The sequence below is a fragment of the Pseudomonas sp. DE0010 genome, assembly GCF_007680745.1.
In the GTDB taxonomy this organism is placed as follows: domain Bacteria; phylum Pseudomonadota; class Gammaproteobacteria; order Pseudomonadales; family Pseudomonadaceae; genus Aquipseudomonas; species Aquipseudomonas parafulva_B.
This window is the reverse complement of record NZ_VEJQ01000014.1, coordinates 93,704-115,942: the sequence shown is the minus strand read 5'-3', so window position 1 is coordinate 115,942 and position 22,239 is coordinate 93,704. Positions and strand designations below refer to the sequence as shown.

Here is a 22,239-nt window from a genome sequence, read left to right as displayed (position 1 = left end):
CTTTCGTTCACTTCAGGCAGATCTCGCGGAGCGTCCATGTCCGGCAATACCTACGGCAAGCTGTTCACTGTCACCACCGCTGGCGAAAGCCATGGCCCGGCGTTGGTCGCCATTGTCGATGGGTGCCCGCCAGGCCTTGAGATCTCCCTTGCCGACCTGCAGCACGACCTGGACCGGCGCAAGCCCGGCACCAGCCGCCACACCACCCAGCGCCAGGAACCCGATGAGGTGGAAATCCTCTCTGGCGTGTTCGAAGGGCGCACCACCGGTTGCTCCATTGGCCTGCTGATCCGCAACACCGACCAGAAGTCCAAGGACTACTCGGCCATCAAGGACCTGTTCCGCCCGGCCCACGCCGACTACACCTATCACCACAAATACGGCACCCGCGACTACCGTGGCGGCGGGCGTAGTTCGGCCCGCGAAACCGCCATGCGCGTGGCTGCCGGCGCCATCGCCAAGAAGTACCTGGCCACCCAGGGCATCACCGTGCGCGGCTACATGAGCCAGCTGGGCCCGATCCAGATCCCTTTCAAGACCTGGGAGTCGGTTGAGCAGAACGCTTTCTTCAGCCCCGACCCGAGCAAGGTGCCGGAGCTTGAGGCGTACATGGATCAGCTGCGCCGGGATCAGGATTCGGTCGGCGCCAAGATCACCGTGGTGGCCGAAGGCGTCATGCCGGGCCTGGGCGAGCCGATTTTCGATCGCCTGGACGCCGAGCTGGCCCATGCGCTGATGAGCATCAATGCCGTGAAAGGCGTGGAAATCGGTGCAGGCTTTGCCAGCGTCGCGCAGCGCGGCACCGAGCACCGCGACGAGATGACCCCGCAGGGTTTTCTCAGCAACAACGCAGGCGGCATTCTGGGTGGTATCTCCTCGGGCCAGCCGATCGTTGCCCACCTGGCATTGAAGCCTACCTCGAGCATCACCGTGCCGGGCCGCTCGGTGGACGTGGACGGCAACCCGGTGGACGTCATTACCAAAGGCCGGCATGACCCCTGCGTAGGCATTCGCGCCACCCCGATCGCCGAGGCGATGATGGCCATCGCGCTGATGGATCACCTGTTGCGCCACCGTGCCCAGAACGCCGAGGTGAAGGTGAACACGCCGGTGCTGGGCCAGCTCTGATTCATCTAGGCCTGTTTTCTCGCGGCGGTAGCTCACCCAGCTGAGTCACCGCCGACAGGCCCTGCTTCCCAAGGCAACCCCATGCAGCCGATACCCTACTGGCGATTGTCCAGTTTCTACCTGTTCTATTTCGCCTTGCTGGGGTCCACGGCGCCGTTCCTGGCGCTGTACTTCGACCACCTGGGCTTTGCGCCCGCGCGTATCGGCGAACTGGTGGCCATTCCCATGCTGATGCGCTGCATAGCGCCCAACCTGTGGGGCTGGCTGGGGGACCGGACCGGGCAGCGCCTACTGATCGTGCGGCTTGGGGCGTTGTGCACGCTGGCCACCTTCAGCCTGATCTTCTTCGGCAAGAGCTACGCCTGGCTGGCGATGGTCATGGCCTTGCATGCGTTCTTCTGGCACGCGGTGCTGCCGCAGTTCGAGGTGATTACGCTGGCGCACCTGCATGGCCAGACGTCGCGCTACAGCCAGGTCCGGCTGTGGGGGTCGATTGGGTTCATCCTTACCGTGGTGGGGCTTGGGCGCCTGCTCGAATGGCTGAGCCTGGACATCTATCCCGTGGCCCTGGTCCTGGTCATGGCCGGTATCGTGGCCGCCAGCCTCTGGGTACCCAACGCCCAGCCCGTCGAGCACGGTGAGCGACACGGGGCCGGGGGGTTCCTCATGCAGCTGCGCGCCCCCGGAGTCCTGGCGTTCTACGTCTGTGTGGCGCTGATGCAATTGAGCCATGGGCCGTACTACACCTTCCTCACCCTGCACCTGGAGCACCTGGGTTACAGCCGAACGGCCATTGGCCTGCTGTGGGCGCTCGGCGTGGTGGCGGAAGTGGTGATGTTCATGCTCATGAGCCGCCTGTTCGCGCGGTTCAGCGTCCGCCGGGTGCTGCTCGCAAGCTTCGTGCTGGCCGCCGTGCGCTGGCTGTTGCTGGGCAATCTGGCAGCGCAGCCGGGCGTACTGGTGGGCGCGCAGTTGCTGCATGCGGCCACCTTCGGCTGCTTTCACGCGGCCAGCATCGCCTTCGTGCAGAGCAGTTTCGGCGCCAGGCAGCAGGGGCAGGGCCAGGCCCTGTACGCTGCGCTGTCGGGTACCGGCGGCGCCCTGGGCGCGTTGTACGCCGGCTACAGCTGGAACATGCTCGGCCCCGGGCTCACCTTTGGTATGGCCAGCGTCGCAGCACTGGCGGCAGCCGTTATCATGGCCTTTCATTCGCAACCCAACAGGACCTTACGATGAGCATCCTCTGCGTATTCGACCCCTCCACCCCGCAGTTGCCCAACAAGGTGCTGACCCACGCCGAAGACATCACGGCAGCACTGGCCGAGCATGGGGTGTCGCTCATGCAGGCCGAGCACGGGCTGCGGGTGCGTCCGGGCACCTTACACGATGAGATGATGGATGCCTGCCAGGCCCATCTCGATCACATTATGACCACCCACGGTTGCCGGGCCCATGGGGTGATCAACCGTGACGGGGTCGAGGATCAAGGCCCGGACCTGCGCGATGAGCATGTGCTTGATACCGACGAAGTGATCGTCGTGGTGAGCGGACGCGTGCAGGTTGGCCTGCGCCTGGGAGCCGAGGTGTATTCGGTGATGTGCGAGAAGGGCGACCAGTTGCGCGTGCCTGCGGGGACGCGGCGCTGGCTTGAGCTGGGGGAGGCGCCGTTTTGCCTGGCGTTCAGGCTATTTGCAACTGAAGCAGGGAGTCAGCTGGCATTTACCGGCGACGCGAGTGCGCGGGCGTTTTTGGGGATAGACGAGTTGTGACCTTGCTTTCAAAGCATATGTTGCCCCGGTAGGAGCGGCCTCGTGCCGCGATGGGCCGCGGCACGGCCCCCAGATTTCAGCTTCGCAGCTCATATCGCAGGGGCCGCGTTGCGGCCCATCGCGGCACGAGGCCGCTCCCACCTTGAATTTGGTCGCTTTCGGGGGCAGTGCAGGAATCAGCGATACGTCGGCAATGCAAAACGCTGCTGGCTCTGCAACATCGAGATCACTGGCAACTCGCTGGCTTGTTCGGCCAGGTCGCGGCGAATGGCGCTGATGGCCCAGGACAATTGCTCGGCGCTGTGCAGTTGGGTGTAGGTCAGTACACGGCGGGTAACCTTGCCGTCGGCCGCACGCAGAGTCAGCAAGATGCCGCCGTCAGGACGTGGTTGAGTCGCTACTTGGTAAGCAGGGAACACCGAGACGAATTTTTCCTGGATAAGGTTCATGACTACTCCTGACAAGGTGTGTGGCAATCGATGTCTAGATAGATTGCAGCGACCGTGCCAGAAACGGCGTGTAGGAAAAATCCAGATAAATCAGGGGGTTGGACTACTTTTGGAGAATGCCTTCCGTGCAAGCTGCAAGGTCATGCATTTTGCACAGTGCATTTTGCACGGCAAGCCGATCAACGCTATGGGCTCGATAGAAACGGAACCTTTGACGCGCAGGAAGGGCCTGACAAACACTTGGGCAACGATTTCTACCAGGAGGTTCCTTATGTCCACCCAGACTGCGTCCGCTCAGCCTGCTCAAATGTCTTCCGATGAAACGGCTGCCTTTGCCGCACAAGTGTTCGACAAGGCCCGTCAAGGCGATGCCCAGATGCTGGAGCGCCTGCTGCAAAGCGGTCTGCCGGTGAACCTGCGTAATCACAAGGGTGACACCCTGCTGATGCTGGCCAGCTACCACGGCCACCATGACGCCGTTCAGGTGTTGCTCAACCACGGGGCCGATCCGCTCATTGCCAACGACAACGGCCAGCTCCCCATCGCCGGTGCCGCCTTCAAAGGGGACATGGCCATGATCCGTCTGTTGCTGGAAAACGGTGTACCGGTCGATGCCGCTGCCCAGGATGGGCGTACGGCCCTGATGTTGGCCGCCATGTTCAACCGTGTAGAGATCCTTGAGTACCTGCTGGCCCAGGGTGCCAACCCTGCCTTGCAGGATGTGCGCGGTGCAAACGCACTGATGGCAGCCCAGACCATGGGCGCCGTCGACGCCACCGCACGCCTGCAAGCGCTGGCAGGCTAACCGGCAGGGGGCGTTTGCGGCTATCCTTGGCGACTTTGCCATCGCCACAGGCCCCCCCTCATGAAAACTCAGTTGCTCGAATTCATCCGTCTTATCAGCGCAGGCTGCCTGCGCGAAGAAGACATCGAGCGCATTGCCGACGAGGCTGCCCAGGCCTACGCCGACCCCGCCGCTTTCCTGGCCGCCAACCCCGACATCAACTACGACGACAGCTTTCCCATCCCACTGGGCGAGTGGGTAGTACTCGGCAGCCTGCCTGACACCGTGGTATTCCAGGCCGACACCTATCAGGAGCTGTTCCAGCAGATCAGCGACTCTTTCGACAAGAGCGTGCCGTTCACCCTCAAGCCCAAGCAGCTGGCACGCACCGAGCCGCTCGTGGCGCTCAACCGTATCCAGGTGCAGATGGGGGCGCTCAACAAGGAAGCCGGTGGCTACGTGCTGCTCGATTTCAGCCAATTGCTCGATGATGAGCTGCAGATGGTCATGGTTGGCCAGCAGGACCTGGAGCGGGTCCAGGCGCTGGCCGCTGAACTTGGCATCAAGGCCGAGCCCGCCCTGGAGGCCCTGAAGGTCGCCCTGCACGTCTGAGCGCGTCGTACGCGGCCCTGGCAGGCGGGCAACGGCGCTGTCAGCCCAATGCGGTGTCCAGGAACATCATCACCGCAAAACCGCCCATCAAGCCGAGCGTGGCGGAGGTCTGGTGGCCGTGACGGTGGGTTTCGGGAATGACCTCGTGGCTCACCACGAAGATCATCGCCCCCGCCGCCAGCCCCATGCTGATAGGGTAGGCCACGGCAAAGCCGGTGGAAATGCCCAAGCCGATGACCGCGCCCAAGGGCTCCATTACTCCTGAACCAATGGCCACCAGTGCGGCCTTCAGGTTGGACAGCCCGGTCGCCCGCAGCGCCAGCGCCACGGCCAGGCCCTCCGGGATGTCCTGAATGGCGATGGCGGTGGTCAGCGGCAGGCCGATGTTCATGTCGCCGTTGGTGAAGCTCACCCCAATGGCCATGCCCTCGGGCAAGTTGTGCAGGGTAATGGCCAGCACGAACAGCCAGACTCGGCTGAACCGTTCGGTTTCCGGCCCCACCACGCCGACGCGTTCATGCTCGTGCGGCGTGAAACGGTCCAGGCCCAGCATCAGCAGCACGCCCAGCCCCATGCCGACGACCACGATGAAGGCCGCACCCGGCCCACTGCCGGTGATCTCCCGCGCCGCGTCCAGACCCGGCAAAATCAGCGAAAACGAACTGGCTGCCAGCATCATGCCGGCAGCGAACCCCAGCATCACGTCCTGGTTACGGCTACTGACATCACGCAACACCACGGCCAGCACAGCACCCAGCGCGGTGGCGCCAAAGCCGGACAGGCCCCCGAGCGCGGCCAGGTGCAGGTTTTCGGAGTGATCGCCGTTGACCGCATTCCACAGGCTCGCACCCAGCAGAATCACGACGGCCACCAGGCTCAGCGCAAGGCCTGCACCGACCCAGGGGTTATTGGCTATCTGTTGTCGCCACACGCTGAAAGGCGAGGGCGGGGTGGCGCTGTGGCTGTGGGCAGGTGGCATGCAGAACCTCTGATCGGAATGACAATGCATCATAGGCAGTGACCTGCAGGCGGCGCCAAGGATTCCCTTCTATTGAACCGATAGGGGGCTATGCTATGCAGCAATACACTCATCAACTGGAGTACGCGGTATGGGATCGATGTTCAACAGCCTGGTAGGTCTGATCATTCTTGCCCTGGATATCTGGGCCATCATCAACGTCTACAAGAGCGACCGCGAAGTGGGGGTCAAGGTGTTGTGGATTCTCCTGATTGCCCTGCTGCCGGTCGTGGGGCTGGTGATTTGGGCCATTGCCGGGCCGCGCGGCACGGGCCGGCTCTGAAACCAGCACCTTGTGCCCCCATGGCGCCACAGGCAATCCAGGCCGTGACAAAATTTTCACAATGAATTAAACAGAATCCGCACCCGCACAATGCTGCGCTGGTCTTGCGCCAGCGCCTTCTTCGCAAACCGCATTTCTAGGACTTTCCTGTTCATGGCCAACCCGGACGCCTTGAAGCAATGGCGCGCGCGAGCGCCGTTCTCGCCGACCCTCAAATCCCACCTGGCCTATACGCTGCTCAGCGCGCTGGTCATCATGCTGATGCTCAGCCTCGTGCGCCTGGCACTGCTGGTCTACAACAGCGACATGATTGGCGACACGCCAGCGGCCACGGTCGCCGAAGGGTTCGTCAACGGCCTGCGCTTCGACCTTCGGGTGGTGGTGTACATCAGCATTCCGCTGCTGCTGGCGCTGCTCAGCCCTTGGGCCATGGCCCGGCGGGGCGTATTCCGTTTCTGGCTGACGCTCACCGCCAGCGTGGTGATGTTCCTGGGCCTGATGGAGCTGGACTTCTATCGCGAGTTCCACCAGCGCTTGAACGGCTTGGTGTTCCAGTACATCAAGGAAGACCCCAAGACCGTCATGAGCATGCTCTGGTACGGCTTCCCAGTGGTGCGCTACCTGCTGGCCTGGGTGTTCGGGACCTGGTTGCTCAGCCTGCTGTTCAAGGGTGTCGACCGGCTGACCAGGGACATCGGCACCCAGCCGGTGGCCGCATGGTATTACCGCCTGGCGGTGTTCATGGTGATCCTGCTGGTGGCCGTGATCGCGGCCCGTGGCACTTTGCGTCAAGGCCCGCCCATGCGCTGGGGTGATGCGTTCACCACCGATTCGAACTTCGTCAACCAGTTGGGCCTCAATGGCACCCTGACCCTGATCGACGCCGCCAAGAGCCGCTTCGGCGAGGACCGCGCCAACATCTGGAAACCGGTGCTGGAGCAGAACCTGGCGACCCAGACCGTGCGCCAGCAACTGCTGACCCCCCATGACACCCTGGTCGATGCCGACGAAGCGGCCGTGCGCCGCGACTTCATGCCGCCGGCCGAGGGCACCCTGCCCATCAAGAATGTGGTGGTGATTCTGATGGAGAGCTTCGCGGGCCATTCGGTCGGCGCGCTGGGCAGCCCCAACAACATCACCCCTTACTTCGACAAGCTGGCCAAGGAAGGGCTGCTGTTCGACCGCTTCTTCTCCAACGGCACCCACACCCACCAGGGCATGTTCGCCACCATGGCGTGCTTCCCCAACCTGCCCGGCTTCGAGTACCTGATGCAAACGCCTGAGGGCGGTCACAAGCTGTCCGGGCTGCCGGCCTTGCTGAGCGCCCGCGACTACGACGACGTGTACGTCTACAACGGCGACTTCGCCTGGGACAACCAGTCCGGGTTCTTCGGCAACCAGGGCATGACCACCTTCATCGGCCGGCAGGACTTCGTCGACCCGGTGTTCTCCGACCCGACCTGGGGCGTGTCCGACCAGGACATGTTCGACCGCGGCAACCAGGAACTGGCCAAGCACGATGGCAACAAGCCGATCTATGCCTTGCTCCAGACCCTGTCCAACCACACGCCGTATGCCCTGCCCAAGGACCTGCCGGTGGAGAAGGTCACCGGGCAAGGCCGCCTGGATGAACACCTGACGGCCATGCGCTATTCGGACTGGGCCCTGGGCCAGTTCTTCGAAAAGGCGCGCAAGGAACCCTACTTCAAGGACACCTTGTTCGTGATCGTGGGGGACCATGGCTTCGGCAACCATCAACAGGTCACCGAACTGGACCTGGGGCGGTTCAACGTACCGCTGCTGCTGATTGCCCCGGGCATCCAGGAGAAATTCGGTGCGGTCAACCACACCGTGGGCACCCAGGTCGATATCGTGCCGACCATCATGGGTCGTCTGGGCGGCCAGACGCGCCATCAGTGCTGGGGGCGCGACTTGCTCAACCTGCCTGAGGGCGACCTAGGCATCGGCATGATCAAGCCTTCGGGTAGCGAGCAGATCGTGGGGCTGGTACAGGGCGACCGTATCCTGATCGAGTCCAAGGACATGACCCCGCGCCTGTACCGCTATCAGTTGGGGCGCGAGTTCAAGGCCGAACTCATCGAAAGCCCCGACCAGCCGCAGCTGCTCAAGCAGCTCGAAGCCTACATCCAGACGGCCACCAAGAGCTTGCTGGACAACACGGCAGGGGTGGTGCACGGCACGCCGAAGTAATCCTGTTCACACCCCGACCTGAGCCGCTACCCGGCGGCCCTGGTCGGGGGTGTTCAACTTTCTGAACATTCCCCAAGGGCCAAGGTCAGTTATTCAGGCATCGCATAAGGTGTCGTTTGATTGAGAGGGCTCGTTCGATGAAAGAGTGGGAAGTCATCTTTGCCGACCAGAAAGGCGCACCGACCTCGATCGTGCTGCAGGCCGAACATCGCCCCAGCGAGGAAGACGCCGCCCGTGCCATCCGCACGCGGTTGTTCCCGGTCATGGATGAGCTGGACCTCAACGATTTTCAGGATCGCGCGGTGTCCCCCACGGCGCGCTGGCTGAAGGAACACAGCGGCGTCACCATTACCAGCATTGAAGAGGCGCCCTGATTCACGGTTTGCGTAGCGTCCGCCTGGGCACTACGCTGCATGAAGGTGCCCGCCGGCTGCGCAGGCGGCACCGTTCCCACCCGCGTCTTGTATCAGCTCGAACTGCCCGACGATTTGGGGCAGGTGCCCGTGCACGGAAAGTCTATCCACTGCGTTATTCAGGAGGACGATTCATGAGCAGCCAACACGACGATATCAGCAGCAATGTCCTGCGCCAGATGAAGGCAGGTGGCTTCGATTTCACCCAGATCCACCCCATCGAGTTCTATGCCGTTTTTCCGGATGAAGCCGCTGCGCGCCGCGCAGCCGGGGAGTTTCGTGGCGAGTCGCTTAACGCTCAGGTGACCGAACTCGACGACGGTGCCTGGCACCTGGAACTCAGTAAAATCATGTTCGCCACCCACGGTGGCATTGGCGACTTCGAGGAGGCCTTCGAACAGGTTGTCACGCCGTATGGCGGCGAAGTGGAGGGGTGGGGGGTCAAGCACGAGCGCCTCACGGCCTAGGCCATTGGGCCGTCCTGCGGCCCGATTTCTCAGGATTTGCGCGTGGCCATGTGCCGCAGGTAGGCCAACAGCGCATCGAGTTCCTGATCACTCAGCACGCTTGGGGCAAAGCCCGGCATTTTCGCCTGGGGCCATTGCCGCAAGCGTTGTGGGTCCCGAATCAGCATGCGCAGGTAACCCGACTGGAGATACTCGGTCGGGTTGTGCGGCACATTCAAATCAGGCCCTACCTGCGCATCCCCTGCACCGTTCAGACGGTGGCAGGCCAGGCAGTTCTGCTGGAACAATGCAAAGCCTTGTCGCACGGGGCTGTCGCCCGGCAGGTCGGGGTCCGGCAGCAACGCCGGGAAGCGCTGCTCGACAGACGCTAGCTTACGTATCTTGGAGATCTGAAAGGGCCATTGTTCGGGGCGGATGCCGCTTGCTTGCGGTGCCGTCCACACCAAATAAAACGGCCCTGCACTCGGTTTTCCCTTACCTAGGGGCGGCCAAGGGGCGGCTGGGTCTTCGACGGCTAGCCAGGCCTGCGCCGGGCCGGGTTGAAGCAGAGGGCCAGCGGGCATTTCTGCCGCAAAGCCATCGGCTGCAATGGCCTGCAGGTGGTCCTCAGGCTGCACACCGTTGAGCAGCGCCGCGAGGGGCACTGCGCGATAGCGCATGGGGCGCTTATAGGAAACGTCCTCACTAATGTCCACCGCCTTGGCTTGGGGATGTGCGAGCAACTGTTCGCTGCTCCACTGCTTTTGGCCAGTGCCAAGTTCAAGGTGCAGTTGGGCCGCCGAAAGCGGCAGGCACGACAGCAAGGCTGCCAAGGCAATGCATGGGCGCATGGGATACTCCGGCCATCAGGGCCAGCAGGTTACCGCTATGCCGCCTGCTACCGCCACCACCCGCCTTAACCGAACAGGCGTGTCAGGTTTGGCACTATCAGCAACAGCGTGGTTGCGAAAAGAATGAGCCCAGCTTGGCGAAGTTTCGATTGTCTGAACATGGCGGACCGCCTTGTTGTTGTTATTCCTAAATACCCGTTGGCTTCCTTGTCACACGTCGGGTCGATCGCAATGGCCCCTACTGGCGCCGGCACGGCTTGCCTCATGAATGTGGACATACTGCAACAGTAGGGCGTACATCATTCAATATTGAGAACCCTTTGTTCTAACTGCCAGCGGCCTATAACATTTCGTTTTAAAGCATTAAGCCATCGCGCTGATAGGCTTCACCTAGACAGGCTGGGTGTTTTTGTGCCGTCTCAGCCCAAAGAGCACCGTTCGTCTGCGCGACCCTCTTGCTTGTACGTGCCTTTCGCGTCACGCTCTATAGCTGTTTTCCATCCATGTCGTTCAGGACTATCCCTATGTCGTTACGCATCTGCATCCTTGAAACCGATGTTCTGCGACCGGAATTGACGGCGCAGTACGAAGGCTACGGCAGGATGTTCGAGCAGCTCTTCGCCCGTCAGCCGATCACAGCACAGTTCAGTGTCTATAACGTCATGAACGGAGAATATCCCGCCGATGACCTTAAGTTCGATGCTTACCTTGTGACGGGCAGCAAGGCCGATTCGTTCGGTTCCGATCCCTGGATCCAGACGCTCAAGGCTTATCTGCTCAAGCTGTATGACCGGGGTGAGAAGCTTCTGGGCGTGTGTTTCGGTCACCAGCTGCTGGCATTGACCTTGGGTGGCAAAGCGGAGCGGGCGGAGCAGGGCTGGGGCGTTGGCGTACACCGTTATTCACTGGCAGCGCGTGCACCATGGATGCAACCTCAAGTATCGGAGCTGACCTTGCTGATCAGTCACCAGGACCAGGTGACCGAATTGCCCAAAGGCGCCACGGTCATTGCGTCCAGTGATTTCTGCCCCAACGCCGCGTATTGCATCGGCGATCAGGTACTGTGTTTCCAAGGCCACCCGGAGTTCGTACACGATTACTCCCGGGCCTTGCTCGACGCACGCCAGGCGCATCTAGGCGATGAGGTCTACCAGCAGGCCGTCGCCAGCCTCGCCACCGAACATCAGGGTGACGTGGTAGGCGAATGGATGTTGCGTTTCATCCAGCAACCGGCCAGCAAGCACAACGCGGCCTGACTAGGGCAGGGGTCGCCCGGTGACCCCTATCCTGGTTACAACCAGCCGGATTTCTTGAAGCTGGCGAACAGGCCTGTGCACCCGGCCGCGATCACCCCCAGGACCACGTAATAGCCGTAGTGCCAGCTCAGCTCGGGCATGTTCTGGAAGTTCATCCCGTAGATGCCGGCAATGGCAGTGGGGAAAGCCAGAATGGCCGCCCAGGCGGCGAACTTGCGCTGCACGATGCTCTGGCGAGACGCTTCGAGCAGCATGCCGATCTCGATGGTCTGGCTGGCAATGTCGCGAATCCCGGCCAGGTCTTCCATCTGCCGGGTCACGTGGATCTGGACGTCACGAAAGTACGGGCGCATGTTCTTGTCGATGAAGGGAAAGCTCAGGCGCTGCAGTTCTTCGCTCACTTCCACCATGGGCGCCACATAGCGGCGCAGGCGCAGCAGATCGCGCCGCAGGCTGTGCAGGCGACGGATATCGGCTTCAAGCAGCGAACCGCCCAGCACGCTCTGCTCCAGCGCTTCGATCTCCCCGTGAATCGCCTCGCTGACTGGCTGGTAGTTTTCGGTCACGAAGTCCAGCAGCGCATACAACACGAAGTCCTCCCCGTGTTCGAGCAGCAACGGCCGTGCTTCGCAGCGCTCGCGCACCAGGGCATAGGATTTGGAATGGCCATTGCGACAGGTAATCACGTACCCAGTGCCGGCGAAAATGTGGGTTTCGATGAACTCCAGCCGACCCTGCTGGCGCACCGGTGAATAGGTGACGATGAACAAGGCGTCGCCGAAGGTTTCCAGTTTCGGCCGGCTGTGCTTCTCCAGGGCGTCTTCGATGGCCAGTTCGTGCAGGTTGAACTGGCGCTGCAGATTGGCCAGCGCTTCGGCGTCGGGCTCCTCCAGCCCGATCCACACGAAGTGGCCCGGTTTGCGTGCCCACTCGCTGCCTTCATCGATACTGATGTTGGTGACCTTCCTACCGGCGCTGTATACCGCCGCTGCCACGACTCGCCCCATGACTGCCCGCTTTCTTGTGGTTGAACACGCCGTACAGCTTGGGCTGTAGCGGGCGCGAGAGCAACGGGTCAGGACAGTTCGTTTTCCATCCGGTCGATGCACTGCTGCATTTGCGTGCGGCATTGCTCGATCAGCGCAGGCAGGTCTTGTTGCGTCATACCGGTGGTGGCGATGGGTGGCAAGGAGCGCACGATCACCGTCCGGCGGCGCCAGCTGTTGAGGTCCAGCCGGTGGGCATAGCGGCTCACGCACACGGGCACGATGGGTACCCCGGCCTCGATGGCCATGTGAAATGCGCCTTTCTTGAACGCCAGTAACTGTTCACCGGCGTTGCGTGTGCCTTCAGGGAATATCCAGATGGAGGTGTCGTTCTGCAGGACGCGGGTAGTCTTTTGCAGCGCCTTGCGGGCCTGATAGGCGTTCTTGCGGTCGACCAGCACGTTGCCGCCCAGCCAGAACAACTGCCCGAAAAGGGGAATCCAGCCCAAGCTTTTCTTGCCGATGGCCACGGTGCGTTGCGGAACCACCCGGCCCAGGACGAACAGGTCGAAGTTGGATTGGTGGTTGGCGATGATGACGCAGCCAGGCGGCTGATCCCACAAAGGCCCCACCTGAGCCTGGACTTTCAGGCGCATCAGCCAGGTGGCCGGGACGCTGTAGAGCCGGGCGAACACGCGGCTGTTGTCAGGGTTGAACGGGCGGCACAGGCCAATGATCAGCCCCACGGCGCCAACGGCGAGAAAATGCAGCGCCAGCAGGAGCATGCGAAGAACGTAAAGCATGGTACGACTCACACCAGACAGTCGCCCGGCAGTGTACGACTGTGCACTGGCCGGGGCAAACCTTGGTGTAGGTTGGGTGGGCGATCTGTGCAGGTGATGGGGTCACCCCATGTGTTGCTGGTCTTGCTCGATAGCCTTGTCCAAGGCTTCGAGCAGGCCCTTGCGGACCTTGAGCTTGGTGTTCTTGTGGGCCAGCATGTTCAGCTGCTTGAGCGCTTGTGCTGCAGCCAAGGCGGTATCCATCAGTTGCTCGGCGGGCACCACCTTGTCCAGAAAGCCTGCATCCACCGCCCCCTGGGGGTCGAACACTTCGGCGTTGATCACCGAGCGGTGGAAGGCCGAGCGGCGCAGGCGGTCACGGGCCAGTTCGATGCCCGCGTGGTGCATGGTCATGCCGATCTGCACTTCGTTCAGGCACACCTTGTACGGGCCCTCGACGCCAATGCGGTAGTCGGCCGACAGCAGCAGGAACGCCCCTTTGGCCACGGCGTTGCCCGGGCAGGCCACCACCACTGGAAACGGGTGCGACAACAGACGGCGCGCCAGGGTGGAGCCTGCGGTGACCAACTCGATGGCTTCTTTGGGGCCGCGGGTCATGACTTTCAGGTCGTAGCCGCCCGACAGAATGCCCGGCTGCCCAGTAATGATCACCACCGCCCGGGCCTCGAGGGCGCGATCAAGCGCTGCATTGAACGCGTCGATCACCTCCGGCGAGATGGCATTGACCTTGCCATTGTTCAGGGTCAGGGTGGCGATGCCGTCTTCGGCATGGTAGGTGATCAGCTCGCTCATGGCAGAGTCCTTTTGTTGGCGTGGCGCTGACGTTACCCAGCGGCGCAGGCCAGGTAAAGCAGCAAGGCTGACCGGCCAGTCAGCCGCTGACGACGGCCGGATGCAAATGCATGAAAAAACTGAAAAAAATGCTTGCCAAAGGAAACGTCTTTCACTAAATTAGCGCACCTCGACAGGCCGTACGGCTTGAAGAGAAACGGTGAAGTGTCCGAGTGGTCGAAGGAGCACGCCTGGAAAGTGTGTATACGAGAAATCGTATCAAGGGTTCAAATCCCTTCTTCACCGCCACATTCTACGAAGAGCCCCTGTGCTGAAAAGCATGGGGGCTTTTTGTTTTTGGGGTAGCTGTTGGGGTTGCCGGTGTTGTGTGAGGCACGGGCTGCAGCTTTGGAGCAGGCATTGCCGGGGCCGCGCTGCGGCCCCGGCAATGCCTGCTGCGAAGCTAGTAATCCCAATCACTCCACTAGAACTCAAAAACTCACCGAAGCCGATAACCGTGCCGTACGCGGTGCCCCTTGGAACAGGTAGTTATCCCCCAGATAATCCCCCACATCCCGCCAATAACGCTTGTCGAAGACGTTGTCCACTGTCAGCCGCAGCGCCGTGTCATACCCCCCGACGCGCGTCTGGTAGCGCCCGCCCAGGTCGAACACGGTATACCCGCCCACCGCCACGTTGCCTGCATGGTCGGCGTACTTGCGGGCGCTGTAGCGGACCCCGCCCAAGAGCGCCAGCCCTGGCACCGGCAGGCTGTACTGCGCCTGCAGGGCTGCCCGGAACCTTGGCACGTTGATGGCCTGATGCCCCTCACGCTCAGCGGTGCCGCTGCCCACCACCCGCGCACGAATGGCGGCCGCGCTGGCCTGCAATTGTAAGTTGGATGTCACCCAACCGCTGGCCCCGAGTTCCAGCCCCGTGTTTTTCTGCTGGCCTTGCTGCACATAGGTGAAGACGCCGTCGCCGTCAGGGCGCGCGTACTGGTACGCCTGACGAATCTGGAACAACGCAGCGCTCACGCTCAGCGCCTCCCAGTCATGCTTGAGGCCCACTTCGAGCTGGCGCGAGAGGGTAGGGGCAAGGATCTGCGCAGCGTTTTGGGCAAACCAAGGTGCAGTGCCGCCCGCCGAAAGCCCTTTGGCATAACTGGCATAGAGGGTGGTGTCTGGCGCAGTCTTGTAGACCAGCGCCGCGTTGGGCAGCAGTTGATATTGGCGAGTGTGCCGCCCGGCAGTGCCGGTTTCGTCCCAGGTGCGTTCATCCAGGCGCACTTCCCGGGCGCCCAGTATGGCTTGCCAGTGTTCATTGAACGTCACCCGGTCAGTGACGAAGAGCCCGTACTGGCGGCTGTCCAGGCGCCTTTCGCTGGCGCCGACGGGTTGATCCGAGGGGGGAAGGGCAGGCGCGGCTTCGCCCAGGGTGCCGGTGCCGAGCCACGCGTTGTAGTACGGACGCTGGTCCAGTGTACGGCGCTGGGCGCTGGTGCCCAGGGTCAACGCGTGGCCTAGGCCCAGCGCATCGAAGCGCCCATCGAGCGTGGCCTGGGCTTCGTCGATACGCCGGGTGTCGTCGGGGCTGCGAAAATCATAGATGTCGTAGTCGCCGGCGCTGCTGAAAAAGGCGCCTTCGCCCGACCCCCAGGCAAAGGCACTGTAGTCGTCGATCACCGCCTGGCTGCGTGAGGCGCTGACGGTGCCTGTCCAGGCTTCGCTGAAGCGGTACGCCAGGCGCCCGCCCAGGTTCAGCGAATCGGTTTGCACAGGCTTGGCCCACTGCTGGTAGGCCAGGCGGTCCTTGGGGTCCACGTCGTGAGGCAGGCGCGTGCCGCCCAGCAGCTGATAACCCGGTACCGAGCGTTGCTGGCGGTGCTGGTAATCGGCATCCAATTGCAAGGTGGCGTCCGGGCTGATCTGCCAGTCAAACGCCAGCGCCGCGAAATCACGCTGACCGTCGGCATGCGCGACATAGGAGCGGATGTCCTCATGCGCCAGGTTCACCCGCAGGCCAAACTGCTGCTGGTCGCCGAACCAGCCGCCGACGTCGGTGGCCAGGTAACGTTCGCCCTGCTCGTTGCTGGACACCGTGACCCGGCGCACGGGCTCGGCCCGCTTGGTCACATAGTTGACCAGGCCGCCTGGCGCCGACACGCCGCTCTGCAGCCCTGACAGACCCTTGAGCAGTTCCACCTGCTGCTTGTTCTCCAGGGCCACGTTCTGCTCGCCGACAAGGGTGTGGTCGTTGAGGCGGTAGCTGCTGGCGGCGTTGAGCTCGAAGCCGCGCACGTTGAAGTTCTCGTAGTACCCGACCGGTGCGTAGCTTTCCCCCACCGAAGCGTCGCCTTGCAGCACTTCGCTGAGCAGGCGTACCTGCCGATCTTCCAGCAAAGGCTGGCTGAAAACGCTGATCGATGCCGGGGTGTCAAGCAGGGGTGCAGCCTGGAAGCTGCCCACGGCAGCTTCACGTGCCTGGTAGCCATCGTTGCCGTAGGTATCGGATACCTCAAGCGGGTCCAGTTGCACCCCTTGGGCTGCGAACACCGCAGGGCATTGCAGGGCCAAGCCCAGGCTTAAAAGGCCAAGGGGCAAGCGAGGGTGACGCGGGGGCATGCGTGGGGCTCCTGAAGGCGCGGCACAGGCCGTGAAAAAGCCCGCATAGTATCAGTCGCTTCAGGTATTGGCCGCAGACAAAAGCCTTGGGGCCGTCTTAGGGCGGGCCCGCGCGCCAAGCAGCCCCCGTAGGCACGGCTACTGGCGCACCAAGGCTTCGGGTTTGGCTTTACGCGCGGCTACCCACCAAACGATCAACGCCAACGCACCAATCGCCAGGCCTGCCACCACGATGCCTGGCCAGCCCTGACGCTGGAACAGTTGCGTGCCCAGCAGCGACCCCAGGGCGCCACCGATGAAATAGCATGTGATATAGCCCGCGTTCAGTCGGGTCCGCGCTTCGGGGCGCAGGGCGATGACCGCGTTCTGGTTGCTCACATGCACCAGCTGCACTGCCAGGTCGAGCATCAGCACGCCCAGCAGCAAGGCCAGCAAGGACTGCTCGGCAAAGCCCAGCGGTACCCAGGACAGCAGCAAGACCACCAGCCCCACCGTGGTCCCCAGCGAGCCCTTGCCATGGTCAGCCAGCCGCCCGGCCCAGTTGGCCGAAAGCGCCCCGGCCGCACCCGCCAGGCCGAACAGGCCGATCACCGCGTCGGAGTAGTGATACGGCTCGTTGGCCAGCAGAAATGCCAGGGGCGTCCAGAACAGCGCGAACAGGCTGAACGCCAGCAGGCCCAGCAGCGAGCGCAGGCGCAGCACCGGCTCTTCGATGAACAGGCGGAACACGGAGCCAATCAGGGCCGGATACCGCAGGCCTGCATGGCTGTGATGCTCCGGCAGGCTACGGTGCAGGGCCAGGGCCGTGATCGCCATCAGCACCGCAGCCAGCACGTAGATGCTGCGCCAGCCGCCCAGTTCGGCCATGAAGCCTGCGGCCGTGCGCGCCAGCAAGATGCCCAGCAACAGGCCGCTCATCAGGGTGCCGATGGCACGCCCCCGTTGATTGGGTTCGCTCAGCGAGGCGGCCATGGGCACCAGGATCTGCGCCACCACGGAGAACAACCCGGTCAACGTGGTGCCCAGTATCAACCAGGGCAGGCTGGGGGCACAGGCACTGATCACCAGGCCAAGCGTGGCGATCACGGTCATCACGGTGATCAGCCGGCGTTGTTCGAACAGATCGCCCAGCGGTGCCAGCAGCAACAGGCCGGCCCCGTAGCTGAGCTGCGCGGCAATCACGATGCTGCCGGCGCTGGCAGTGCTCAGGCCGAACTGCTGGGCGATGCTGTGCAGCAGGGGTTGAGCGTAGTAATTGCTGGCCACGGCTAGGCCAGTGGCCGTGGCCATCAGCAGAATCAGGGCACGGCTGAGGGTTGGGGTGTGCATTGGGGTTCTCGTGACAGGCAGTGTGGAGAAGATTATCGCCATCCGATACGCATGACACCAATGTATAGTTCTCACGCCATCGATCGTGAAAGCAGATAGATCCATGAACCTCAAACAGCTCGAATACGCCTTGGCCGTGGCCGAGACCGGCAGTTTTACCCGTGCCGCCGAGCGCTGCCATGTGGTGCAGTCGGCCCTCAGTCATCAGGTGGCCAGGCTGGAAGGCCAGCTGGGCGTGAGCCTGTTCGAGCGCACCTCGCGCCGGGTGTGCCTGACCCCGGCAGGCGAGGCGTTCGTGCTCAGCGCCCGGCCAGCAGTGGAGGCAGCGCGACGCATCGCCGACGATGTGGCCGCCGCCTGTGGCCAGGTTCGCGGGCGACTGACCATTGGCGAAATCAGCTCGCTGACGGCCCTGGACCTGGTCGATCTGCTTGCCGATTTTCACGGGCACTATCCGGATGTGGACGTGCGTTGGCTCACGGCCAAGAGCGAACTGCTGGTCGCCGATGTGCTCGGACGCCGCCTGGATGTGGGTTTCATCGGCTTGTGGGAAGGCGAGGGCGTGCAGGGTGTGCAGCATCGCCTGCTGGCTCGGGAAGCACTCGTCGCCGTGCTTCCACCCACCCACCGCCTGGCCGGACACGGGCAACTGACGCTCGCCGACCTGGTCCGGGAGGTGCTGGTGGATTTCCCGGAAGGCACGGGTGCACGTCGGCAGACCGACGAGGCTTTCCAGGCGGCAGGGTTGCAACGTCGGGTGCAGTTCGAGATCGGTCATGTGCGCCTGGTGGAGAAGTTCGTGCAGCGCGGCATGGCGATTGGCCTAGTGCCGGAGCGGGTGGCCCAGGGCTTTGACGGCGTGGCCGTGGTGCAACTGCTCGATGCGCCGGTGCGGCACCTGTACGCGATCTGGTCCGCCCATCCGACACCCGCCGCCCGGGCCTTTCTGAAGCTCATGGAGCAGCGCTTGGGGGCGATCGAGCCCGGGCGCTAGATCACCTCGACGAGGGTCCAGCATGTGGCATTGAGATAGATCTCCTCGTCAATGTGCTTGCCCATCAGTTGTTGCCCCAACGGTGAGCGCGGTGTGATCACCATGACCCCCTCATCGCCCGTGCCGATTTTCAGCCCGGCCGCCTCTGGCCCGATGATCAGCCTGCGGCATTGGCCCTGTTCATCTTCCAAGGTGACCACCTGGCTTACCTGCACCCCTTGCTGAGGGTCGTAGTCGCGCAGCTTCAGTTGCCGGTAGGTGTGCAGTGCCTGGCGAATCTCGGCGCTGCGCCGGGCCTGGCCGGTGGCCAGGTAGGAGGCTTCCAGCCCCAGCGTGTCGTACTTGTTCTCGGCGATATTTTCTTCGGCAGTCGCAGCTTCATAGGCGCTCTGCGCTGCCCGGGTTACCACATCCAAGTCGTGTTCAAGGGCCGTGATGATCTGCGCTATCAGGTGGGGCTTGTTCATGATCAGTAACAGAACTCCAGCACGTTGGCCTGGCTTTTGTCTGTGGGGGCCGTGCGATTCTGCTGCAACCAGAACTGGCACTTGGGGCTGTTGAGGTTGCGCGGATTGCCCTGGGCGGCTTCGGCAGCCTGTTCCAGTTGCTGCTTGTGCAGCATGTCCTTGTAACGCTCGAACATTTCGCCCTGGGCGTCCGGTGGCTGGGTGACGGTCGGGGGCGTAGTGGCGTGGGGGGCGTCTTGCGCGGGGGCTGGCTCCGGTGCTTCGATCGGGGTAGGCATCAGCTGGTCCGCCATCCACATGCTGGCAGCAATCGCCACGGCGCCCAGCCATAGCCCCAGCGCAATGCTCAGTATCAGTGGCAAGGGTTTGAGTGTGATTATCAATTCGCGGCGACGGGGCATGGTTGCTTCCTGGCAAGGTGGGCACTGGCGCATTGTTGCATGCAAGCCGGCCTTTTTTCGCCCATGGCTGTCTTTGGTGACAATTTATGCGCAGAATCCGCAGCTTTGGCACGGGTTAGGGAGCCTGGCATGACAGCCACTTGGGACATCTTTTGCAGCGTCGTGGACAACTACGGCGATATCGGTGTGACCTGGCGCCTGGCCCGGCAACTGGTGGCCGAGCACGAGGTGGCCGTACGCTTGTGGGTCGATGACCTCAATGCCTTCGTGCCCATGTGCCCTGGCGCAGACGCCACGGCGGCGCAGCAATGGCTACGGGGGGTGGAGGTGCGTCAGTGGTCGTCTACCTGGGTGCCGGTGGAGCCGGGTGATGTGGTGATCGGCGCCTTTGCCTGCCAGTTGCCGGACGCTTTTGTCCAGGCCATGCGAGCACGCAACAACCCGCCTGTGTGGCTGAACCTTGAATACCTGAGTGCCGAGCCTTGGGTGGAGGGTTGTCACGGGCTGCCTTCACCGCAGCCTAACGGGCTGCGCAAGGTGTTTTTCTTTCCAGGCTTCACCGAAAAGACCGGTGGACTGCTTCGCGAGCATGACCTGCTGCCAAGGCGTGATGCCTTCGAGTCGTCCAGCCGAGCGCGCGCAACGTTCCTCGAGGCCTTGGGGGTGGCGCCTGCGCAGAATGCCCTGTTGATCATGCTGTTTGCCTACGAGAACCCGCAGCTTGCCAACTGGCTGGAAGCGCTGGCCACCGACCCGCAGGCGTGCCATGTGCTGGTACCGCAAGGACGGAGCATCGCAGGGCTTGCGCAGTGGCTGGGGGTAACGCCGCTCAAAGCGGGCGATGTGCATGTGCGCGGGTCATTGACGGTGCAGGTGTTGCCTTTCGTCAGTCAGGACGACTTCGACCGGCTGTTGTGGAGCTGCGATTTCAACGCCGTACGGGGCGAAGATTCCTTCGTTCGCGCCCAGTGGGCCGCCAAGCCCATGCTTTGGCACATCTACGTGCAGGAAGAAAACGCTCACTGGGACAAACTCGAGGCGTTCCTGGCGCTTTATCGACGTGGCTTGTCGGACGAGGCGCAAGCTGCCCTGCTCGGGCTGTGGCGCGCCTGGAACATGGACCAGGACATGGGGCAGGCCTGGCGAGTGGCCCGCGCATATTGGGCGCAATTGCAGCAGCATGCCCGCTGTTGGGCTGCTCAGCAGGCCGCTGAGCCGGACCTTGCCAAGGCGCTAGTACACTTTTGTGGAAATTCGCTATGATATGCGGCCTCGATTTTTATAAATCCATCCAGATTCGGATACTGCGTAATGAAAACTGGTAAAGAACTGAAACCCGGTACCGTCCTGCGGATCGACAACGACCCGTGGCTGGTTCAGAAAGCTGAGTTCACCAAGTCGGGCCGTAACAGCGCGATCATGAAGACCAAGCTCAAGAACCTGCTGACCGGCTACAAGACCGAAACCGTATACGGTGCGGACGACAAGCTGGACGACGTGATCCTGGACCGCAAGGAAGCCACGCTGTCGTTCATCAACGGTGATGAATACACCTTCATGGACACCACCGACTACACCATGTACGAGCTGAACGCCGAAGACATCGAAGCCGTTCTGCCGTACATCGAAGAAGGCATGGAAGATGTCTGTGAAGCCGTCTTCTTCGAAGGCCGCCTGGTATCGGTAGAACTGCCGACCACCATCAGCCGCAAAGTCGTCTACACCGAGAACGCTGCGCGCGGCGACACCTCGGGCAAGGTCATGAAGCCTGCCAAGCTGAGCAACGATACCGAGATCTCGGTGGCGGACTTCATTCAGATCGGCGAGTGGATCGACATCGACACCCGCGACAACAGCTTCAAGGGTCGTTCCAAGAAGTAATGCTTCCTGGGTAGCCTGAAGCATCGCTAATGTCTGATGCTTATTTGGGGCCGCTTTGCGGCCCATCGCGGCCGGTCCGGCGCCCCGGCGAGGCCGCACCCACATAGTGTGATCCGTCGTATTGGATTCACAGATGTAGGAGCGGCCTCGCCGGGGCGCCGGACCGGCCGCGATGGGCCACGAAGCGGCCCCAACTGTTGAGCCCACGCAAAACTGGGTTTTACAGCACCGCCGCTGCGCAGCGCCGCTCCAACCCAAGGTCCCCCCTCACAACGTCCTCTGCAAGTTCTCGCGCAGTGCCAGCAAATCTGCCTGCAGCTTTTGCAGCCCCTCATGGGTACGCCCACTGGCCTTGAGAATCAGCTGAGGCACTTCTTCAGCCTGCTTCTGCAACTTGCGCCCTTTGTCTGTCAGTTGCACCAGCACAACCCGCTCATCTTCACGGCTGCGGGTGCGCTTGAGCAGCCCTTCGCTTTCCAGGCGCTTGAGCAACGGTGTCAGTGAACCTGGGTCAGTGAGCAGGTGCTGGCTGATTTCCCCCACGGTCAAACCATCGTGCTCCCACAACACCAGCATCGCCAGATATTGCGGGTAAGTCAGGTTGAGGGCCTGAAGCAAGGGCTTGTACACCTTCGTCATCAGCAACGAGGTGGAATGCAGCGCGAAGCAGACCTGGTTCTCCAGTAGCAGTTCGGCGCCAGAGGCTTTGTTATCGGCGTTCATGCAGGTCCTTGAATTCGTTGAATAAGAAACTAGCACGCTG

General features: G+C 62.5%; 24 protein-coding genes and 1 tRNA gene. 14 read left to right on the top strand and 11 right to left on the bottom strand.

The genetic code is table 11. The features are described 5' to 3' along the window. The first annotated feature begins 36 nt into the window (after positions 1–36). The 3 genes from aroC to FS767_RS12885 all read left to right on the top strand — a co-directional run bounded on the left by aroC (position 37) and on the right by FS767_RS12885 (position 2,897). Positions 37–1,128, top strand: a complete 1,092-nt coding sequence (aroC, locus tag FS767_RS12895; RefSeq protein ID WP_144966019.1) for a chorismate synthase — start codon at positions 37–39, stop codon at positions 1,126–1,128. 81 nt (positions 1,129–1,209) lie between these two features. Further along, the gene (locus FS767_RS12890; protein ID WP_144966018.1) at positions 1,210–2,364 is read left to right on the top strand and encodes an MFS transporter; all 1,155 of its coding nucleotides are present in this window, start codon (positions 1,210–1,212) and stop codon (positions 2,362–2,364) included. Beyond that, a complete protein-coding gene (locus FS767_RS12885; protein WP_144966017.1) occupies positions 2,361–2,897 on the top strand; it encodes an oxidase in 537 nt (178 codons plus the stop codon). The genes FS767_RS12890 and FS767_RS12885 overlap by 4 nt, the downstream gene beginning before the upstream one ends. Positions 2,898–3,073: 176 nt before the next feature. On the opposite strand, the gene FS767_RS12880 is transcribed toward FS767_RS12885, so the two are convergent. Next, positions 3,074–3,346, bottom strand: a complete 273-nt coding sequence (locus tag FS767_RS12880; RefSeq protein WP_023535336.1) for a DUF3509 domain-containing protein — start codon at positions 3,344–3,346, stop codon at positions 3,074–3,076. 271 nt (positions 3,347–3,617) lie between these two features. Here FS767_RS12880 and FS767_RS12875 point away from each other — a divergent pair, with 271 nt between their 5' ends. Beyond that, entirely contained in the window at positions 3,618–4,151 is a 534-nt protein-coding gene (locus FS767_RS12875; RefSeq protein ID WP_058605800.1) for an ankyrin repeat domain-containing protein, read from the top strand. A gap of 60 nt (positions 4,152–4,211) precedes the next feature. Further along, a complete protein-coding gene (locus FS767_RS12870; protein ID WP_144966016.1) occupies positions 4,212–4,742 on the top strand; it encodes a hypothetical protein in 531 nt (176 codons plus the stop codon). A gap of 40 nt (positions 4,743–4,782) precedes the next feature. Here FS767_RS12870 and FS767_RS12865 read toward each other — a convergent pair whose 3' ends face one another. Next, on the bottom strand, positions 4,783–5,721 hold the full coding sequence (locus FS767_RS12865; protein ID WP_144966014.1) for a ZIP family metal transporter: 939 nt from the start codon (positions 5,719–5,721) through the stop codon (positions 4,783–4,785). 130 nt (positions 5,722–5,851) lie between these two features. Here FS767_RS12865 and FS767_RS12860 point away from each other — a divergent pair, with 130 nt between their 5' ends. The 4 genes from FS767_RS12860 to FS767_RS12845 all read left to right on the top strand — a co-directional run bounded on the left by FS767_RS12860 (position 5,852) and on the right by FS767_RS12845 (position 9,134). Further along, complete coding sequence (locus tag FS767_RS12860) at positions 5,852–6,043, top strand: PLDc N-terminal domain-containing protein (protein WP_023535355.1); 192 nt, start codon at positions 5,852–5,854, stop codon at positions 6,041–6,043. 153 nt (positions 6,044–6,196) lie between these two features. After that, positions 6,197–8,254 (top strand): LTA synthase family protein, encoded by a 2,058-nt coding sequence (locus tag FS767_RS12855; protein ID WP_144966012.1) that lies wholly within the window; start codon positions 6,197–6,199, stop codon positions 8,252–8,254. A gap of 137 nt (positions 8,255–8,391) precedes the next feature. Beyond that, positions 8,392–8,628 (top strand): hypothetical protein, encoded by a 237-nt coding sequence (locus FS767_RS12850; RefSeq protein ID WP_023535304.1) that lies wholly within the window; start codon positions 8,392–8,394, stop codon positions 8,626–8,628. 173 nt (positions 8,629–8,801) lie between these two features. Next, positions 8,802–9,134, top strand: a complete 333-nt coding sequence (locus tag FS767_RS12845; RefSeq protein WP_023535326.1) for a ribonuclease E inhibitor RraB — start codon at positions 8,802–8,804, stop codon at positions 9,132–9,134. A gap of 29 nt (positions 9,135–9,163) precedes the next feature. Here the strand turns inward: FS767_RS12845 and FS767_RS12840 are convergent, their stop codons facing one another. Further along, on the bottom strand, positions 9,164–9,964 hold the full coding sequence (locus FS767_RS12840) for a cytochrome c (protein WP_144966010.1): 801 nt from the start codon (positions 9,962–9,964) through the stop codon (positions 9,164–9,166). Positions 9,965–10,488: 524 nt separating this feature from the next. On the opposite strand from FS767_RS12840, the gene FS767_RS12835 reads away from it, so the two are divergent. Continuing rightward, positions 10,489–11,220, top strand: a complete 732-nt coding sequence (locus tag FS767_RS12835; protein ID WP_058605796.1) for an amidotransferase — start codon at positions 10,489–10,491, stop codon at positions 11,218–11,220. Between the two features lie 35 nt (positions 11,221–11,255). Here FS767_RS12835 and FS767_RS12830 read toward each other — a convergent pair whose 3' ends face one another. The 3 genes from FS767_RS12830 to FS767_RS12820 form a co-directional block, all read right to left on the bottom strand. Next, positions 11,256–12,227, bottom strand: a complete 972-nt coding sequence (locus tag FS767_RS12830; RefSeq protein ID WP_058639729.1) for a magnesium and cobalt transport protein CorA — start codon at positions 12,225–12,227, stop codon at positions 11,256–11,258. Positions 12,228–12,295: 68 nt separating this feature from the next. Continuing rightward, on the bottom strand, positions 12,296–13,009 hold the full coding sequence (locus tag FS767_RS12825; RefSeq protein WP_144966008.1) for a 1-acyl-sn-glycerol-3-phosphate acyltransferase: 714 nt from the start codon (positions 13,007–13,009) through the stop codon (positions 12,296–12,298). A gap of 102 nt (positions 13,010–13,111) precedes the next feature. Continuing rightward, positions 13,112–13,801, bottom strand: coding sequence for a crotonase/enoyl-CoA hydratase family protein (locus FS767_RS12820; protein WP_100851090.1), 690 nt, complete (start codon positions 13,799–13,801; stop codon positions 13,112–13,114). Positions 13,802–13,999: 198 nt separating this feature from the next. On the opposite strand from FS767_RS12820, the gene FS767_RS12815 reads away from it, so the two are divergent. After that, a tRNA-Ser gene (locus FS767_RS12815) sits at positions 14,000–14,089 on the top strand. Between the two features lie 182 nt (positions 14,090–14,271). On the opposite strand, the gene FS767_RS12810 is transcribed toward FS767_RS12815, so the two are convergent. Next, positions 14,272–16,404 carry a TonB-dependent siderophore receptor gene (locus FS767_RS12810; protein WP_144966006.1) on the bottom strand — a complete coding sequence of 711 codons (2,133 nt, stop codon included), beginning with the start codon at positions 16,402–16,404 and terminating at the stop codon, positions 14,272–14,274. A 138-nt stretch (positions 16,405–16,542) separates the two neighbouring features. Beyond that, positions 16,543–17,733, bottom strand: a complete 1,191-nt coding sequence (locus FS767_RS12805; protein ID WP_144966004.1) for an MFS transporter — start codon at positions 17,731–17,733, stop codon at positions 16,543–16,545. A 103-nt stretch (positions 17,734–17,836) separates the two neighbouring features. On the opposite strand from FS767_RS12805, the gene FS767_RS12800 reads away from it, so the two are divergent. Next, the gene (locus FS767_RS12800) at positions 17,837–18,727 is read left to right on the top strand and encodes a LysR family transcriptional regulator (protein WP_144966002.1); all 891 of its coding nucleotides are present in this window, start codon (positions 17,837–17,839) and stop codon (positions 18,725–18,727) included. Here the strand turns inward: FS767_RS12800 and FS767_RS12795 are convergent. Next, positions 18,724–19,194, bottom strand: a complete 471-nt coding sequence (locus FS767_RS12795; RefSeq protein ID WP_144966000.1) for a GreA/GreB family elongation factor — start codon at positions 19,192–19,194, stop codon at positions 18,724–18,726. The two genes, FS767_RS12800 and FS767_RS12795, sit on opposite strands and share 4 nt — an antisense overlap. Before the next feature lie 2 nt (positions 19,195–19,196). After that, positions 19,197–19,595 carry a hypothetical protein gene (locus FS767_RS12790; protein WP_144965998.1) on the bottom strand — a complete coding sequence of 133 codons (399 nt, stop codon included), beginning with the start codon at positions 19,593–19,595 and terminating at the stop codon, positions 19,197–19,199. Between the two features lie 129 nt (positions 19,596–19,724). On the opposite strand from FS767_RS12790, the gene earP reads away from it, so the two are divergent. Beyond that, positions 19,725–20,858 (top strand): elongation factor P maturation arginine rhamnosyltransferase EarP, encoded by a 1,134-nt coding sequence (gene earP / locus FS767_RS12785; RefSeq protein ID WP_144965996.1) that lies wholly within the window; start codon positions 19,725–19,727, stop codon positions 20,856–20,858. A gap of 48 nt (positions 20,859–20,906) precedes the next feature. Then, the gene (gene efp, locus FS767_RS12780; RefSeq protein ID WP_144965994.1) at positions 20,907–21,476 is read left to right on the top strand and encodes an elongation factor P; all 570 of its coding nucleotides are present in this window, start codon (positions 20,907–20,909) and stop codon (positions 21,474–21,476) included. 267 nt (positions 21,477–21,743) lie between these two features. Here the strand turns inward: efp and FS767_RS12775 are convergent, their stop codons facing one another. Beyond that, a complete protein-coding gene (locus FS767_RS12775; RefSeq protein ID WP_058605785.1) occupies positions 21,744–22,199 on the bottom strand; it encodes a MarR family winged helix-turn-helix transcriptional regulator in 456 nt (151 codons plus the stop codon). Positions 22,200–22,239: the final 40 nt, after the last annotated feature.

What these genes read in the sequence shown, in the direction of transcription:
- FS767_RS12885 (WP_144966017.1), top strand. Translation starts at nt 2,361, where the DNA reads ATGAGCATCCTCTGCGTATTCGACCCCTCCACCCCGCAGTTGCCCAAC.
- FS767_RS12880 (WP_023535336.1), bottom strand. Translation starts at nt 3,346, where the DNA reads ATGAACCTTATCCAGGAAAAATTCGTCTCGGTGTTCCCTGCTTACCAA.
- efp (WP_144965994.1), top strand. Translation starts at nt 20,907, where the DNA reads ATGAAAACTGGTAAAGAACTGAAACCCGGTACCGTCCTGCGGATCGAC.
- FS767_RS12805 (WP_144966004.1), bottom strand. Translation starts at nt 17,733, where the DNA reads ATGCACACCCCAACCCTCAGCCGTGCCCTGATTCTGCTGATGGCCACG.
- FS767_RS12795 (WP_144966000.1), bottom strand. Translation starts at nt 19,194, where the DNA reads ATGAACAAGCCCCACCTGATAGCGCAGATCATCACGGCCCTTGAACAC.
- FS767_RS12825 (WP_144966008.1), bottom strand. Translation starts at nt 13,009, where the DNA reads ATGCTTTACGTTCTTCGCATGCTCCTGCTGGCGCTGCATTTTCTCGCC.
- FS767_RS12835 (WP_058605796.1), top strand. Translation starts at nt 10,489, where the DNA reads ATGTCGTTACGCATCTGCATCCTTGAAACCGATGTTCTGCGACCGGAA.
- aroC (WP_144966019.1), top strand. Translation starts at nt 37, where the DNA reads ATGTCCGGCAATACCTACGGCAAGCTGTTCACTGTCACCACCGCTGGC.
- FS767_RS12875 (WP_058605800.1), top strand. Translation starts at nt 3,618, where the DNA reads ATGTCCACCCAGACTGCGTCCGCTCAGCCTGCTCAAATGTCTTCCGAT.
- FS767_RS12850 (WP_023535304.1), top strand. Translation starts at nt 8,392, where the DNA reads ATGAAAGAGTGGGAAGTCATCTTTGCCGACCAGAAAGGCGCACCGACC.
- FS767_RS12890 (WP_144966018.1), top strand. Translation starts at nt 1,210, where the DNA reads ATGCAGCCGATACCCTACTGGCGATTGTCCAGTTTCTACCTGTTCTAT.
- FS767_RS12870 (WP_144966016.1), top strand. Translation starts at nt 4,212, where the DNA reads ATGAAAACTCAGTTGCTCGAATTCATCCGTCTTATCAGCGCAGGCTGC.
- FS767_RS12830 (WP_058639729.1), bottom strand. Translation starts at nt 12,227, where the DNA reads ATGGGGCGAGTCGTGGCAGCGGCGGTATACAGCGCCGGTAGGAAGGTC.
- FS767_RS12840 (WP_144966010.1), bottom strand. Translation starts at nt 9,964, where the DNA reads ATGCGCCCATGCATTGCCTTGGCAGCCTTGCTGTCGTGCCTGCCGCTT.
- FS767_RS12860 (WP_023535355.1), top strand. Translation starts at nt 5,852, where the DNA reads ATGGGATCGATGTTCAACAGCCTGGTAGGTCTGATCATTCTTGCCCTG.
- FS767_RS12865 (WP_144966014.1), bottom strand. Translation starts at nt 5,721, where the DNA reads ATGCCACCTGCCCACAGCCACAGCGCCACCCCGCCCTCGCCTTTCAGC.
- FS767_RS12800 (WP_144966002.1), top strand. Translation starts at nt 17,837, where the DNA reads ATGAACCTCAAACAGCTCGAATACGCCTTGGCCGTGGCCGAGACCGGC.
- FS767_RS12790 (WP_144965998.1), bottom strand. Translation starts at nt 19,595, where the DNA reads ATGCCCCGTCGCCGCGAATTGATAATCACACTCAAACCCTTGCCACTG.
- FS767_RS12820 (WP_100851090.1), bottom strand. Translation starts at nt 13,801, where the DNA reads ATGAGCGAGCTGATCACCTACCATGCCGAAGACGGCATCGCCACCCTG.
- FS767_RS12775 (WP_058605785.1), bottom strand. Translation starts at nt 22,199, where the DNA reads ATGAACGCCGATAACAAAGCCTCTGGCGCCGAACTGCTACTGGAGAAC.
- FS767_RS12810 (WP_144966006.1), bottom strand. Translation starts at nt 16,404, where the DNA reads ATGCCCCCGCGTCACCCTCGCTTGCCCCTTGGCCTTTTAAGCCTGGGC.
- FS767_RS12845 (WP_023535326.1), top strand. Translation starts at nt 8,802, where the DNA reads ATGAGCAGCCAACACGACGATATCAGCAGCAATGTCCTGCGCCAGATG.
- earP (WP_144965996.1), top strand. Translation starts at nt 19,725, where the DNA reads ATGACAGCCACTTGGGACATCTTTTGCAGCGTCGTGGACAACTACGGC.
- FS767_RS12855 (WP_144966012.1), top strand. Translation starts at nt 6,197, where the DNA reads ATGGCCAACCCGGACGCCTTGAAGCAATGGCGCGCGCGAGCGCCGTTC.